General features: G+C 64.7%; 14 protein-coding genes. 9 read left to right on the top strand and 5 right to left on the bottom strand.

Annotated features, from left to right (window positions below):
• The first annotated feature begins 153 nt into the window (after positions 1 to 153).
• Positions 154 to 1,020, top strand: coding sequence for a helix-turn-helix domain-containing protein (locus tag IEY55_RS30545; protein WP_189062062.1), 867 nt, complete (start codon positions 154 to 156; stop codon positions 1,018 to 1,020).
• Positions 1,021 to 1,022: 2 nt separating this feature from the next.
• Positions 1,023 to 1,232, top strand: a complete 210-nt coding sequence (locus IEY55_RS30540) for a DUF397 domain-containing protein (protein ID WP_189062061.1) — start codon at positions 1,023 to 1,025, stop codon at positions 1,230 to 1,232.
• 24 nt (positions 1,233 to 1,256) lie between these two features.
• On the opposite strand, the gene IEY55_RS32400 is transcribed toward IEY55_RS30540, so the two are convergent.
• The 3 genes from IEY55_RS32400 to IEY55_RS30530 form a co-directional block, all read right to left on the bottom strand.
• Positions 1,257 to 1,430 carry a hypothetical protein gene (locus IEY55_RS32400; RefSeq protein ID WP_229686910.1) on the bottom strand — a complete coding sequence of 58 codons (174 nt, stop codon included), beginning with the start codon at positions 1,428 to 1,430 and terminating at the stop codon, positions 1,257 to 1,259.
• A 248-nt stretch (positions 1,431 to 1,678) separates the two neighbouring features.
• Positions 1,679 to 2,314: a methyltransferase family protein gene (locus tag IEY55_RS30535; RefSeq protein WP_189062060.1), complete on the bottom strand. Its 636-nt coding sequence runs from the start codon at positions 2,312 to 2,314 to the stop codon at positions 1,679 to 1,681.
• Between the two features lie 119 nt (positions 2,315 to 2,433).
• Entirely contained in the window at positions 2,434 to 3,129 is a 696-nt protein-coding gene (locus IEY55_RS30530) for a GGDEF domain-containing protein (RefSeq protein WP_189062059.1), read from the bottom strand.
• A gap of 191 nt (positions 3,130 to 3,320) precedes the next feature.
• On the opposite strand from IEY55_RS30530, the gene IEY55_RS30525 reads away from it, so the two are divergent.
• From IEY55_RS30525 to IEY55_RS30505, 5 genes are all read left to right on the top strand, one after another.
• Entirely contained in the window at positions 3,321 to 3,788 is a 468-nt protein-coding gene (locus tag IEY55_RS30525) for a helix-turn-helix domain-containing protein (RefSeq protein ID WP_189062058.1), read from the top strand.
• Positions 3,789 to 3,835: 47 nt separating this feature from the next.
• The gene (locus tag IEY55_RS30520; RefSeq protein ID WP_189062057.1) at positions 3,836 to 4,387 is read left to right on the top strand and encodes a hypothetical protein; all 552 of its coding nucleotides are present in this window, start codon (positions 3,836 to 3,838) and stop codon (positions 4,385 to 4,387) included.
• Complete coding sequence (locus tag IEY55_RS30515; RefSeq protein ID WP_308424799.1) at positions 4,323 to 5,684, top strand: MAB_1171c family putative transporter; 1,362 nt, start codon at positions 4,323 to 4,325, stop codon at positions 5,682 to 5,684. The genes IEY55_RS30520 and IEY55_RS30515 overlap by 65 nt, the downstream gene beginning before the upstream one ends.
• Before the next feature lie 125 nt (positions 5,685 to 5,809).
• On the top strand, positions 5,810 to 6,856 hold the full coding sequence (gene add / locus IEY55_RS30510; protein ID WP_189062055.1) for an adenosine deaminase: 1,047 nt from the start codon (positions 5,810 to 5,812) through the stop codon (positions 6,854 to 6,856).
• A gap of 44 nt (positions 6,857 to 6,900) precedes the next feature.
• The gene (locus tag IEY55_RS30505; RefSeq protein WP_189062054.1) at positions 6,901 to 9,120 is read left to right on the top strand and encodes a tetratricopeptide repeat protein; all 2,220 of its coding nucleotides are present in this window, start codon (positions 6,901 to 6,903) and stop codon (positions 9,118 to 9,120) included.
• Positions 9,121 to 9,428: 308 nt separating this feature from the next.
• On the opposite strand, the gene IEY55_RS30500 is transcribed toward IEY55_RS30505, so the two are convergent.
• Positions 9,429 to 10,946 (bottom strand): purine-cytosine permease family protein, encoded by a 1,518-nt coding sequence (locus IEY55_RS30500; protein WP_189062053.1) that lies wholly within the window; start codon positions 10,944 to 10,946, stop codon positions 9,429 to 9,431.
• Between the two features lie 56 nt (positions 10,947 to 11,002).
• Positions 11,003 to 12,022 (bottom strand): nucleoside hydrolase, encoded by a 1,020-nt coding sequence (locus IEY55_RS30495; protein ID WP_229686911.1) that lies wholly within the window; start codon positions 12,020 to 12,022, stop codon positions 11,003 to 11,005.
• A 593-nt stretch (positions 12,023 to 12,615) separates the two neighbouring features.
• Between IEY55_RS30495 and IEY55_RS30490 the strand changes: the two genes are divergently transcribed.
• Together IEY55_RS30490 and IEY55_RS30485 are read left to right on the top strand one after the other, a co-directional pair.
• Positions 12,616 to 13,227, top strand: a complete 612-nt coding sequence (locus IEY55_RS30490; RefSeq protein ID WP_189062051.1) for a GGDEF domain-containing protein — start codon at positions 12,616 to 12,618, stop codon at positions 13,225 to 13,227.
• Positions 13,228 to 13,454: 227 nt separating this feature from the next.
• Positions 13,455 to 14,255: a cell cycle transcriptional regulator TrcR gene (locus tag IEY55_RS30485; RefSeq protein WP_229686908.1), complete on the top strand. Its 801-nt coding sequence runs from the start codon at positions 13,455 to 13,457 to the stop codon at positions 14,253 to 14,255.
• Positions 14,256 to 14,351 lie beyond the last annotated feature (96 nt).

The following is a 14,351-nucleotide window of genomic DNA, read 5'->3' as shown; positions in this document are numbered from 1 at the left end:
ACCAAGACCAGAAGACACAACTTTCAGACAAGGAAAACTGAGCCAAAAACTTGACGCGGGACAATTGCCCCGTGCGGGTGGTTGGTGCCCTTCGTGTTGGCTGGGACTGCCCGCCAGACTCAGGACGACGTACGCAGTGAAGGAGGTCGCCAGGTGGGGCAGGCTCGTCAGACGATGGAGCGCCGGCAGTTGGGACTCACGCTTCAGCGGCTGCGGGACCAGGCTGCGAAGTCGCAGCAAGAAGCGGCCGACGCCATCGGCAAGGTTCGGTCTCGCATTGTCCAACTCGAGAACGGAACCGGGACCGTCAGTCCTGACGACCTCGACTGCTTGCTCGACTTCTACGGTGTCACAGGCGCGGAACGCGAGACGGTACTCGCGCTCGGCATGGAAGCGCGGAAACGGCAGAAGCGCCGCACCTACACTGACTTCCTGCCCGGAGCCTTCCAGCGGCTGGCGGACCTCGAGGATGCAGCCCGCGAGATCTGGAGCTACGATGTCCGGATCATTCCGGGGCCTCTGCAGTCGCCCAACTATGTTCGGGAGACGATTGAGTCGGGTGACGGAATCTGGTGGAGCGCCTCCGAAGGTGAGCGGGAGAGCCGACAAGCCTTCCGTCTTGAACGGCAACGGCGCATTCTTCAGGCCGACCCGCCCAAGAAGTTGCACTTCATCCTCACCGAGGATGCCCTGCTCACCAACGATCGCAACGCGGGGGTGATGCGTGAGCAGCTCACCCATCTGGTCGACCTCGTCGAACATCACCCGAACCTCACGATCCAGGTGCTCGAACTCGGCGTGGCCGGGAACCCCGCGCCCAACGGTGCACTCCTCGTTCTGGAGTTCGGCAGCTCCGCACCCCGTGTCGGTGTTGCACCGGTCGTGTACGGGCCGTCGACGTACTTCTATGGCGAAGCTGACACCACGGCTTTGCTCCGCGCGTTCCAGAAGATCTCGGAACTCGCGATGGGCCCCGCCGATTCTGCGCGGTTCATCAGAAGAAAACTAGAGGAGAACTAGCCATGCCCCATGCCGTCCGAGACACTGGCTGGTTGAAGAGCAGTCGCAGCAACTCCGGTGGTGACAACTGTGTCGAAGTGCGTCTTACCGGAACCAGTGTGGGCATCCGGGACTCGAAGAGCCTGGATGCTGGCACACTCTGGGTCACTCCCAGCATCTGGTCATTATTCGTCGGCCGCGCCAAGCTGGGTGAGTTAGACCTGCCGGCGTGAGCCATACACCAAGAGAGGAGTCAGTCAGCGGGTCGCCCCGGTCTGGGTGACCCGCTGACGGTTGTATGACTGCTGTTGGTGACGCTTGCTGTGGTGACCGGATGTGGTGATGGACGAGCGTCGCGGGTTGTTGCCGTGATCGTCGTCGAGCACGATGAACGCCGTCGGCCAGGGAGCGTTGCGCTGTTCGGACGGCATCCAATGGGGCAGGCGCACCACAGGCCGGCGGCGGATGGCCCGGCCACCGGGCGGAGGTAGGTTCGGTGTCGGGCCATCTGCCCTTGCAGGCTTCCCATGCCCCGTGGCGACTGTGTGCCTGTAGTTTCGGAGGCCTCTTCTTTGCACTGTGTCGGCGCTGGGTGGGCTGTGTCGTGGATGTCGTGACGTGAGGCGACCTGCAAGAGGTGGAGCACGATGCGTGCCCTCGTGTCGCGGGTGAAGCTGGATCAGTGGGGGTGTGTGGTCCTGCTGGTGGGGGTTAGGCGTCCGATGCCGGGGATGAATCGGCCTACCTGTGCGGCGTAGCGGTGGAAGTCGGTGCCGTGGGCGCGTTGGAGGTAGGGCTCCTCGACGACGCGGACGAGCAGCTCGATCGCGCCGAGCAGGATCGCGGTTCCGGCCAGGGAGAACACGTTGGGCACCATGAGGGCGAGTCCTGCGGCGGTGAGCAGCATGGCGGTGAAGATGGGGTTGCGGACATAGCGGAACACCCCGGTGGTGACCAGGGGAGTGCGTTCGGTCTCGTCGACACCGATGCGCCAGGAGTCGCCCATGGCGAGCTGGGCGATGAGGGTGCCGGGGATGCCGATCAGGGCCAGCACGACACCGACGGCTTGGAGGGCGGGGTGGTGGAGCAGACCGATGCGGGGCAGGCCGGCCAGGTCGGCGATGAAGGCGGCGCAGGCGGCGAGGGCCACAAGGGCGAAGAGGGTTTTGCCCCACCATTGGGCTGATCCTGGTGGTGCGGTGCCCATGCGGAGGCCGGCGTCGCCGGTGCGGCGGAGGGAGACCGCGATGCGGACGCCGAAGGCGAGCAGGAGCCACAGGATCCAGAGTGTGAGGGCGGCGACGGCGATCGACATCGGGGCCTCCAGACAGCGGTGATTGCCCTGGCCCTCACTTGTGGAGTGTGGTGGGGCGCAGGTCGTTGTGATGGTGGTGCAGAGCGGCGGCACGTCCGCGCCGAAGCGGAGCGCACAAGTCAAGGGAAATTAGTCTGCGTATGTCTTGGTCCTCGTCGGGCGAGGCAGACGCTGTTTCCGCCGGAACGTTTGGCCTCGCGCAGTGCGGTATCGGCATCGAGGAGGAGGTCGGCGAGTTCCCAGTGGCGGTGGGGGCTATAGCAGGTGATCCTGATCGAGGCGGTGTGGCGAGGGACGTGTACGGGGGCACCGCCAGGTGTCATGCTGGCGGTGACGTGCATGGTTTCGACGCCATCCCTGGTTCGTTGGGCCACGTCGAGAGCGATGTTCTGGCCGGTATGGGGCAGTAGCGCGAGGAACTCGTCGTCCCCGTAGCGGCCGAGGAGCCCGTGATCAGGGATGCTCTGTCTCAGTTCCGAGGCCAGTCCGCGCAGCACGGTGTCGCCGGCGAGGTGACCGAACTCGTCGTTGATCTGCTTGAACTGGTCGAGATCGATAATGAGAAGAGCGAGAACGTCGTGGTTCGTCCGTGTCTGCCGAAACGCTGTCAGGGCGGAGGCCTCCCAGTCCCACCGATCCGGAAGGCCCGTTAGCCGGTCGCCTCGTTTCCAGTACCCGTAGTGTTGGCCGCAGGCACTGCACCACTGGGTGTCCGGGGCGTCCCGGTATACCAGCCCGCATTCGGCGTCACAGTGTGGCCGGGTGTGTGATGTGGGGTCTTCGCAGGCGATGGTCGGTTGGGAATGTTGGGGCACAGGTCCTCCACGCTGCCAGGGGATCGACTGTCAGTTGGGCTGATTGGGTGTTGTTTCCACCGACAGTCGATCCTGACGGGGCGTGACTCTAGACTCACTCCTGGCACTGGTGTCAACCGCCAGTCGAGAGACATCCGAACAGGAAGCGGGGTGTTGGTACTGGTGGTTCAGTCAGGGGGTGGAGGTAGCCCGTGTCCGAGGGGCAGGAACACCGGCAGACGTTGGCCGACCGGTTGAACAAGCTGTTCGATGACATCCGACCCGAGGGGCGGAGTGGACGGCCTTACCGCAATGACGAGGTGGCGGCGGAGATCAAGGCTGTTAACCCGGAGATCCGCATCACGGGTGGGTACCTGTCGGCGCTGCGGCGGGGGCGCAAGACCAATCCCTCCACGGAGGTGCTGACCGCGATTGCCCGGTTCTTCGGGGTTCCGGGGGCGTATTTCCTGAACGAGGCGACCGCTGCCCAAGCGGATGCGGAGATCGAGCTGGCCAAGGTGATGGGCAACCTTGGTGTGCGGCAGTTGGCCTTGCGCGCCCTCGACCTGACTCCCGATGGGCTTGACGCTGTTGCGCAGGTTGTCGAGCAACTCCTGGTGACGCAGGACCGTGTCGGAGGTGGTTCGTCCGAGAAGCAGCGCCGGGGTACCGAGTGCTGATCACCGCAGTGTGGCGGAACACGGGGGGAGAAGTGGGCGGTGAGACGGTGAACCGACGGCAGTTGCGCCGCAGCTGTTCCTCACTGGTCGAGAAGCTGGCCCTACCGGTGCCAGCCGAGCCGGAACAGCTCATGGACCGCCTCTGCGAGCTGATGGGGGAACGCCTCGGCCTGCCCGTGCACCGGCGGCTCGTCGGGTTCCCGCCGGGAACGGTCAGTGGCTTGTGGGTCGCAACAGATGCCGCCCATTACATCCTGTGCGAGCAGGACACCAGCCCCTGGCATCAGCTCGTCATCTTCTGCCATGAGTTCGGCCATATCGCCGTCAAACACGACACAGCACCGCTGCCGGACAGTGCACTTCCCACACTGCCGTTCGCCTCCCTGGACTCCCACACCGTCGAGCGGATCATCGCCAGACGCACCTACTGTTCGTCTCCGGAGGAAAAGCACGCCGAGATCTTCGGCTCGCTGCTGCTTGCCCGAGTCAGCCGGTGGCTGCCACAACAGACCTGGGTCGTACCGGAGAACGCTCGTGACATTGTCCAGCGGCTGGAAACGACGTTCGAGGCCCAGGCCGAGAGGCGACGCCGTGGGTAGTGCCTTCTACTGGGGCTGTTCCGCCTTGGCAGGGATCCCGGCGCTGTACCTGGTCACCCGGCTCCTGCACAGGCCCCCCAACCCGATGCGCTGGGCGGTGTGTCTCACCTTGGCCTGTGGTGTGACCACCTTCTTCCTCAGCGCGCCCGACACGGTCAGGGCGGTGAACCGGTTCACGGGGATCCCCAACATCGCTGCGGCCATCGTCTACTGCCTGATCATCGTCCTCGCGGCGTCCGCGCAGGTTCTGGTCCTGTACTGGCGGTACCCACCCGAAATAGCCCGCCCGCGAGCCCGCGCCCGTAGCGCGACCTTCGCCCTGTTGGTGGCGGTCATGATCGTGCTTTTCGTTCTCGGCGAGGCGCCTGACGAACGGGCCACCGACTTCGAAACCCACTATGCGACGACACCCTTCATCGCTGAGTTTGTCGTGCTCTACCTTGTGGCGTTCGCCATCGCAGCCCTTGGGGTCATGCGTCTATGCTGGCAGTGGGCGCCCACCGCCGGGCGGCCCTGGTTACGCCGCGGTCTGTACGTCATCACCTCAGGTCTGCTCGTCGGGCTGATCTTCGACGGCATCAAGCTCGTCACGGTGGGGGCTCGCTGGTTCGGGGGCAACCTCGACGACCTCAACACGATGCTCACACCGCCGCTGGGCGGCGTCACCCTCCTCGTCACGACCTCCGGGTTCGCCCTTCCGGCCGTGGGACCGCATCTCAGCAACGCGTGGAGTTGGGTCCTTCGTTTGCGCTCGTATCATGCCCTCTACCCATTGTGGAACGATCTCCGTTCGGTGACACCCCATGTCGTGCTGCCCTCCCGACTCGGATGGCACCTCGAGTTCAGGATTACCCGTCGCCTGGCAGAGATTCGTGACGCCAGACTGGTGTTACGCCCGTACTTCGACCTCAACGTAGCCCACACTGCATGGAAACAGGGACAGCAGTCCGGTCTCGACGGCGAGCATCTCGACGCGGTCGTCGAAGCCGCACGACTCAGGGAAGCCATCCGCAAGGCACAACTTTTGACGGCTCCACCCTCGATGATGTCGAGCAGGAACGTGATCGTCGATAGCAGCGCTCACCGGGGCGGAACGGACGGCGCCACCGAACTCGCGTGGCTGACCAGGGTCGCCCGCGCCTACACCTCCTCACCCGTCGTTGCGGCAGCACTTGCGGACCACGGAGTGCCCTCCTGCACGACAAGACAGGCCGATAGCCCACAACAGGGAGAACAACGACGCAGCGCAGGGGAAGCACATTGCGCGCGAGACAAGCCTGATCATAAAGTGCAGTGATACCTCTACGCCGTCGGAAATAGATCATTATCCGATGGAATTCTGCGAGGAACCTGCGTTCGCTGGCACTTGTACGAATTGAACTGAGTGCTTACCAGTGACCCGATTCGCGCCCACCAAGTCCCATGACTGCCGAGAGCGAGGACGCTGTGGCTAAGCGATGCAGCACCGAAGTTGGGCTACGAGATGTCCGATCTCTGCCGAAGGCACAACTGCACCTTCACCTGGTGGGAGCCATGCGACGTGAGACCTTGCGCGACCTTGCGGCGCGGAATGAGGTCGCTGTCCCGTTGTGGGACCAAGCGCGTCCTCAGACCTGGGCAACGTTTCAGGGCTACTACGACGCAGCGAGGGCCGCGATCCGAACGGTGGACGACCTGCGACGAGTCGTTGTGGAAGCGGCCGAAGACGATGCTGCTGATGGTGCTGGTTGGATGGAGATCCAGGTGGATCCCACTTCCTATGTTCAGGTCTTCGGTGGACTGCGTCCGGTAATCGAGACGGTCTTGGCTGCGACCAGCGAGGCATGCGTCCCCACCGGAGTGATCGTCTGCTCGAGCTGGGCGCGCCCCGGCGCCCATGCCGAGCAGCTGGCTCGGTTGGCGGTCGAGTATGCCGAGGACGGTGTGGTGGGGTTCGGCCTGTCCAACGATGAACGTCTTGGCCACGTCGACGACTTCACCGAGGCCTTTCGTATCGCCGCGGATGCGGGCCTGATCAGGGTCCCACACTCAGGGTTCTATACCGGCCCGGAGCACGTCCGTTGCTGTGTTGAACGGCTAGGGGCAACGCGCGTAGGTCACGGGATTTCCGCGGTGCAGAATCGATCGGTTCTGGCGTTGCTGGCCGAACGACAGGTTGCGTTGGAGCTCTGTCCGGCGTCGTATCCCGCGTTGGGTGTGCTGGAGGCCACCGACATTCCGGTCTCGACACTCCTGCAAGCAGGGGTTCCCGTGGTACTTGGGAGTGACGATCCGCTCGTGTTCGGAACCTCGCTTGCCGGACAGTATGTCCTGTGCCGTGAGGCCGGAGGGGTGTCCGATAACGCGTTGGCAGCGATCGCTAGGTGCAGTATCCAGTTCTCGGCCGCGCCCTCTTTGGTGAAGGAGACCTTGCTTGCCGGAGTAGATCGGTGGGTTCGGGGTTGCGGTGATGGCTCCGTTGTGAGCTGAGCTTCGTTGGTGTCGCTGCCTGGGGGAGTGAGGGGAACGATGGGGTGGCGTCCCTGTTTGCCGTGGAGTTGGAGCGGCTGCTCACACAGCGTGCGATGTCGTGGCGGCAGCTGGCTAAAAAGATCAACTATTCACCGGGGTGGTTGAGCAAGGTCAAGAATGGCAAGCCGCCGTCGGAGGAGCTGGCACGGCTGTGCGACGAGGTGTTGGAGGCCCAAGGAACCCTCGCCGCTTTGGCGGGTGTGGATAGTGGTCTACGCCCGGCCCAGCTCCCCTTCGCGACTGCACGATTCGTCGGGCGGGACCGGGAACTGCACGTGATGCAGGCAGTGCTGGGGAGCGAGCCGCAGCCCGGAGCGCCCCGCATCGTGGCACTCGATGGACCGCCAGGAGTGGGGAAGACCGCGCTGGCGCTGCGGGCGGCACACGATATGACACGTCAGTTTCCTGACGGACAGCTGTATGTCGATCTGTATGGCTACTCGGCCTGTGACGGCCCGGCGACCCCGGACAGTGTGCTGGAGGAGTTCCTGGCCGCATTGGGGATAGCGGCGACGACGATTCCGCCCGGGGTGGAGCAGCGCGCCAAGCTATACCGCTCTGCCCTCGCCGGCAAGCGAGTCCTGGTGGTGTTGGACAACGCCGCCTGCTCGGGCCAGATCGAGCCGCTGATTCCCGGTGCGGCCGGGTGCGGGGTGATCGTCACGAGTCGGCGGCGCCTGTCAGGCCTGGCCTTGCACATGGATGCCCGCCAGCTCACGCTGCGGCCGATGACCGAAGACGAGGCGGCCACATTGTTGCTTCCCGCCCTGGGGCCGAGCCGTGCGGGGGCTGAGCCTGCGGCGGTGGCAGCGCTAGCACAGCGTTGTGGCTACCTGCCGCTGGCGTTGCGGATTGCCGCCAACCAGCTCGCCTCCCACCCCCATCTGTCGGTGGAGGATCTGGTGAACGAACTCGGCGAGGAAGCACGACGTCTGGACCGCTTGGCAGCCGGGGATTCGGTGCCGGTGCGTACGGCGTTCTCCTGGTCCTACCGTGATCTCAGCGGGGACGCGGCCCGCACGTTCCGTCTCCTGGGCCTACACCGCGGTCCCCAGATTAGTGTGGACGCCACGGCGGCACTGGTGGGTACCGACATCTCCTCCTTACGACGGTGCCTGGAGCAGCTCGGTGACGTGCATCTGCTGGAACGGCTGGGTCGGGACCGCTACCGCTTCCACGATCTGCTGCGGGTCTACGCTGCTGAGCGTGCGGCAGCCGAGGACACTGCCGAGGAACGGGCCGCTGCAGTCAGACAGCTGGTCGGGTGGTACCTGCATACCGCTGCACGAGCGAATCGTCTGTTGGCACCGTTTCGGATCAATCCCCTGCAGCTTCCCCCCGCTGGCCCGGGAGTGTGCCCGTTGACTTTCGACGATGATGTGGCGGCGTTGCGGTGGTGCGATGCCGAACGGGACAACTTCGTGCCCGTGATGCAGCTGGCCCTGCAGTACCAGCTCTACGACATCGCGTGGCGATTCGCCATCGCCTTGTTCGACTACCTGCTGCTGCGTAAGCCAGGTCGGGTGTGGATCGCCACGCACGACCTCGCCCGAGACGCGGCACTGGCTCTCGCTGATCCCTATGCGGAGGGCTGGGTGCTCACCAACCTGGCGGAGGGCTACCGGTGGCAAAGCGACTTCGCTCGGTCCGCGGCATTGTTCGATCGTGCCATCGCCCTCCACCGGCAGGTGGGCAACCCCCACATTGAGGCGTGGTCCTTGGCCGGTGCCGCATCAAGCAGCATCGAGCGGGGCCAGATAGAGCAGGCCCGCGATCAGGCCCAGCGGGCACTGGACTTGTTCACCGACTTGGGCAACCGAGAGGGGCAGGTGTGGGCGCTCGCCACTCTCGGCGATGTGGAGCGCGAGTCCGGACACGTCGAGAATGCCTTGGCGGCCCTGCAGGAGGCATTGGACACCTCGGAGGAGATGGACGAGCCCTACGGTCGGGCGTGGACGCTACCCAAGATTGCCGAAGCTCACCTTGCCCTCGGCAACCCTGAACGCGCACTTGCCTTTCTCCACCGGGCACAGGAAATCTGCCGCCAGACCGGAGACCGCCTTGGTGGTGGCAACGTGCTCCTCCGCCACGGCGCGGTGCTGTACGACCTGGGCAGAGTCGAGGAGGCACGCGCCTCGTGGGCCGTGGCGCTGCAGCTGTATGAAGAGATCGAGGACCCTCAAGCTGCCGAGGTGCGCCTTCGCCTGCGGAAAGCCACCTAGTGCTGTTGGGGAGCTAGCGCCAGACGACCTGGAGACGGGAGCGCAGCATTGCTCATCGAGATTGTCTACGAGGCACATGCCGCGACGACAAATAACGGGGCGGGCGTCGTCTTGGCAGGTACATCGGCTCTGGAGCGGGCTGGGGATACTGTGCGGATCACCTTCGCAGGCCCGGCGACGCCCATCCGAACAACTCCAGGGGGCGCCGCGATGGGGCGCTCACCGGCTGTGCGGGGGCGACCCTCGGTTTCCCTGGGCCCGATACATCGAGGATCTGTTCCCCAGCGGGTAGAGCTACCGCGACGTGGTTATGGCCCTAGCTGGTGCGGCCCGTCGTGGCGTGTTTCTCCTCTGTGTCGGTGGAGCGCCCGCGATGTGGACCGGCCGTTGTCATCAGGCGGTAGCACGGTGGTGCTGAGGAGCCCGTAGCAGGTGCCGGCGATCAGGAACGCGACGGCAACGCCGATGTTGGTCGCGCCGAGACTGCCACCCTGGGCTTCGGGGGTGAGGAAGTAGCCGAGCACCTGGCCGACGAGCCGGTCTGAGGAGGTGACTAGCCCGAGACCGGCCACGACCGCGGCGAGAAAGGACAGCGTGGCCGCGAGGTTCCAACGACCATAGGCTCCGGTGGGAGAGCTGAGAGCGTTTTTCGAGTAGCCGTGGCGGCGGTGCAGGAACAGGTCGGTGAGGAAGATCGCGGCCCAGGAAGCCATGCCCACGCCCACGGTGGTGAGGAATGCCTGGAACGGGGCAAGGAAGTTGGGGGCGACGAAGATAAGGTAGGTCCCACCCAGCACCATGAGGATTCCGTCGATCCCCACCGCCACCGGCCGGCTGACGCGCACACCGAGGGCCAGGAGGTTCAGGCCGGAGGAGTACAGGTTGACTACTGCGCCAGCGATCATGGACAGCAGCACGGTGAGAAGGAACGGCACCAGGAACCACGTGGGTAGCGAGTTCGCCAGCGCGCCGATGGGATCGAGTGCCACTGCATCGGCCAGGTGCGGGTCACCGGCGGTGAGCAGGAGCCCGAACATCATCAGCACCAGGGGCGGGGTTCCGCCCCCAGCCGCGGTCCAGCCGAGGATGCCCCGGGCCGAGGAGCGGCGGGGAAGATACCGGCTGTAGTCGGCCCCGCAGTTGGTCCAACCTAAGCCGGTGGCGGTCGCGGCCAGGGTAATGCCGCCGATCAGTGTGGCAAGACTGCCGCTGTGAGTGCTGGGGGAGAACTGCAGGCCAGGCAGGATGACCACGAGGTAGAGGACGGTCATCGCACCGACGGCGATGGTGACCCACTTGTGGACGCGCATGATGACGTCGTAGCCATAGACCGCCAGCATGATCGTGGCACCGGCGATGACGGCGAAGCTGGCGGCGAGGAGGGCGGCGCCACCGAATCCGGTCTGGAGCCGATCAACGACGGTGCGCGTGGCGAGGACGCCCAAGGTGACGCTCACGGTCTCCCAGCCGACCAACGACAGGTAGCTCAGCGCAGTGGGCAGCTTGTTGCCGTGATGACCGAAGGCAGCACGGCTCAGCATCATGGTGGGAGAGCCACCACGTGTCCCCGCCACGGCGACCAAGCCCACCAGCGGGTAGGAGACACCGACGCCGATCGCCACCGCGACCATGGCCTGCCACCAGTTCAGCCCCAAGCCCACGACGAACACTCCGTAGGCGATCGGGAAGAAGCTCAGATTCGCCCCGGCCCACGGCCACACCAGCATCCGCGGTCTCCCGTGACGTTCGTGGTCGGGAATCCAGTCGATACCCCGTCGCTCGACCACCCAGCCACCGGTCGCAGCGTCAGGTTTGTCACCGCTCATGTGCTGGCTTCTCCTCACTCAGGATTGACGGTGGGGGCAGACCTGCATCGCTGCGGTTAGTCGAGAACCGGTCGGATGTGCTCGGGAAGCAGCACCCTTCGGTGGTGGGCGATTGTCAGGACGGCATGGCGAATTCGAGCGAGTACCGCGTCGATCTGTGCCCCTACCGCGACGCGCAGTGTTCTCCGCCGCACTCCGGGTGATTCAGGGCGAGTCGGTCGTTGTACCTGGGTCGCCCCGCGCCTCTCACCGGCCGACTCTACGGTGAGACCGACCGGCTCCCACCTGACGATTGCGGGATCCGTGGCGGCGGCAGCCGCGACGGGATCGTGAAGGATGCACCCCCGCTCGTCGCGTTCTCGACTGCAGAACTCGATGTAGGTGCCCAACCAGTCGCCAAGAGTATGCGCACCAGGGGAATCGGTGATTCCTTCGAGCCACTCCTGAGTGGCCCATGCCTGCTCGGTGACATCTTGTGGCACCACGTTCAGCTTAAAGCCAGCGTTCAGCACGAGATCTGCCGCCGTCGGGTCGTTCCACGCGTTGGCCTCAGCGTGCCCGGTCATGTTTCCCGGTACACCGATCGCCCCTCCCATCCACACCACGTCATGTACCAGCGTGGGCAGCTGAGGTTCCAGTGTGAGCGCGAACGCCAGGTTGGTTAGTGGCCCCAAGGCCACCACCGTGACCCGCATTGGGTGCTGACGTACCAGTCGCACCAGCTGTCCGGCCGCGGACTCGGAGGCAGGTAGTCGAGGGGGCGCAGCTCTGGCACATCCACCCAAGCCGTCAACACCATGCACGGCGTGCGCCAGTGGCGGCTGGGAGCCGTCCAGGGGACGACTGGCACCCACCGCCACTGGAATCTCGGATAGCTCAGCCCATTCCAACACGCGTAACGCGTTTTCCGCCGCCATCGCGGAGGACACATTGCCGAACACCGAACCCACAGCAACAATCTCCACACCAGGGTCGGCGGCAAGGAGCACCAACGCGAGCGCATCGTCTACTCCGGGATCGGTATCAACGACCACCATCTTCCGGACACCCCCGGTCGGGGTAGCGCGATACGCCATGAAGCTCACCGATGCCTTCCACAGGTTGGCACGTGTCCCATTCCAAAGTCCCGGCTGGGTCTGTCGGCACTGTTTCCCTCAGCAGTCAACGGATCAACACTGTACGGCCAGCACAACCTCCGCCGATAGTGGTTCCGTACAAGCCCTACGCAGAAGGACTCAGGACTACTGAGACACACGGAGGAGAGGATGAAGACGGTACAGGAGTCAACTCGAGCTGGCTGAGAGGAGAACACGAGCACTCCGCTCGGTGTTTCCTTGATACCCCGTCAGCGGAGCCAGGCTGGCATCGAGGGGTCCGGGGGGCGCGCCAGCCCGCCATCGGGCCTTGCACGTTGTCATTTCCCCGCAAGCGGCGGCGACCCCAGGCACCGCCGTGTGTAACGCGCAAGGCCACCCCGGACCCAACTAAGACAGTCGGACGAACGTCGAGACCGGCGTAGACGGCAGCCGACAAGTGATGAGGAGAAATGGTATCGCACAGCCGGCCGGACACGCAGCCCGCGGCTGGCACGACCGGAAGCAGTGGGAACGCATTCGTGGAGAGATTCCCGTTTTCCCAGCTGGCGTGCTGTCATGCCTGCGGTAAGCCTTTGAGCGCCATAGCGGTCGACAGGTTGACCGGTCTGCTGGATCGGTGGGGCTGGGACGACACGGCGCCGCGAGCACTTGCTGAAGCGCGCCGACGCGGAGGGGCTACGGCTCTACTTCTCATTGATCTGGACCGGTTCAAGCAGGTCAACGACGAGTTCGGACACATCGCTGGTGACAGCGTCCTTGTGCGGGCCGCTGACGTCATTCGAAGCGCTGTCCCTGAGACGAGTCCTGTGAGCCGCTACGGCAGCCATACCGGTGACGAGTTCGTCGTCTTGCTGATCGATGTCAGTCGATCTGAGAGCTTGGGTGTCGCCGAAAAGATCCGTTCGGGCATTAGACAAGCCGAAACTCTGGTAAGGTCCCCGCAGGGAATCATGACCGTATCGAATGTCACGGCATCGATCGGAGTTGCCCTGGACCGCCGTGTAGCCATAAGCAGTCTCAGTGACCTCGTCCTGCATGCAGACTCAGCGTTGCGTGCAGCGAAGATACGCGGTGGCGATCAAGTCCAGCTCGCGATATCGAAGTTCCCCACGAACGAGAAGACGACAGACCCAGGCGACTCGACGTGGCCGCTCTACAACGATCAAGCGAGGCTAGGGCCATGACCAGAAGTATTTTGGGCGACACTTCATCTCACGTGTGTGAGCGACCAACTCCGATAGGGATTCCTTCTCGGCCCACACCAGTGGATCAAGACGGCCCGACACTACTCCCGGTCACCCGACTCGAGTTCGGACGACCCGTGTGCCGCTCCGACGTCGATCGAGATCACGTGCGGATGCTTGCCGAGTCGGACCAGCCGATTCGGCCCATCACCGTGCACCGCTCAACCATGCGGGTCGTTGACGGCGTGCACCGCGTGCATGCAGCGATCACCCGGGGTGAGAAGTATGTCCAGGCTGACTTCTTCGACGGCGACGAACATGAGGCGTTCGTGCGTGCCGTCGAGCTGAACGCCATGCACGGTCTTCCGCTGGCACAGGGGGACCGGCTGGCCGCGGCAGCGCGGATCGTCATGTCGCACCCACAATGGTCGGACCGTGCTATCGCGAAGCTCACCGGAACCTCGGCGAGAACGGTGAGTGCGATCCGGCGGCGTGCAACTGCTGATCTCCCGCAGTTGAACACCCGGATGGGGAGGGACAGCCGGGTTCGACCATTGAGCACGGCAGTGGGTCGAGAAAGCGCGGCCCAGCTATTCACGGAACGACCCGAGGCGGGACTGCGTGAGATCGCTCGGGATGCTGGTATCTCTGTCGGCACCGCGCGCGACGTCCGCGCTCGGCTGCACCGTGGCGAGGACCCGGTCCCACCACGCGAACGTCGGGGGCAAGCCTTACTGCAGGGTGCAGAACGTGAGTCCGAGCCCAGGCCACGCCAAGTTGTCAATGAAACGTTCAAGCAAGCGCTGCACGGGCTGATGCAGGATCCTTCGGTACGACAAACGGATGCCGGACGGCACCTCCTGCGCTTGCTCCACGCCCACTCTCTCCCGGAAACGGAGTGGAGCAGGTTGGTTGAGGCCATTCCGGCGCACGCCCAGGACATCGTGGCGGATATGGCGCGCAGCTGCGCGAACTCGTGGTTGCGCTTGGCCGCGGCCGTGTGCCAGAAGCACCTGCAAGCTCACTAGGCAGCTTGAGCCGGTGGCCCCCAGCCCTCTGGCAGGGTCTCGGCGAGTTCGTTTCATGTTGTGAGGCCGAGGAGTTGGAGGGGTCGGGTGGTGTCG

The organism is Longimycelium tulufanense (assembly GCF_014645795.1).
In the GTDB taxonomy this organism is placed as follows: Bacteria; Actinomycetota; Actinomycetes; order Mycobacteriales; family Pseudonocardiaceae; genus Longimycelium; species Longimycelium tulufanense.
This window is presented reverse-complemented; position numbering and strand designations above follow the sequence as displayed.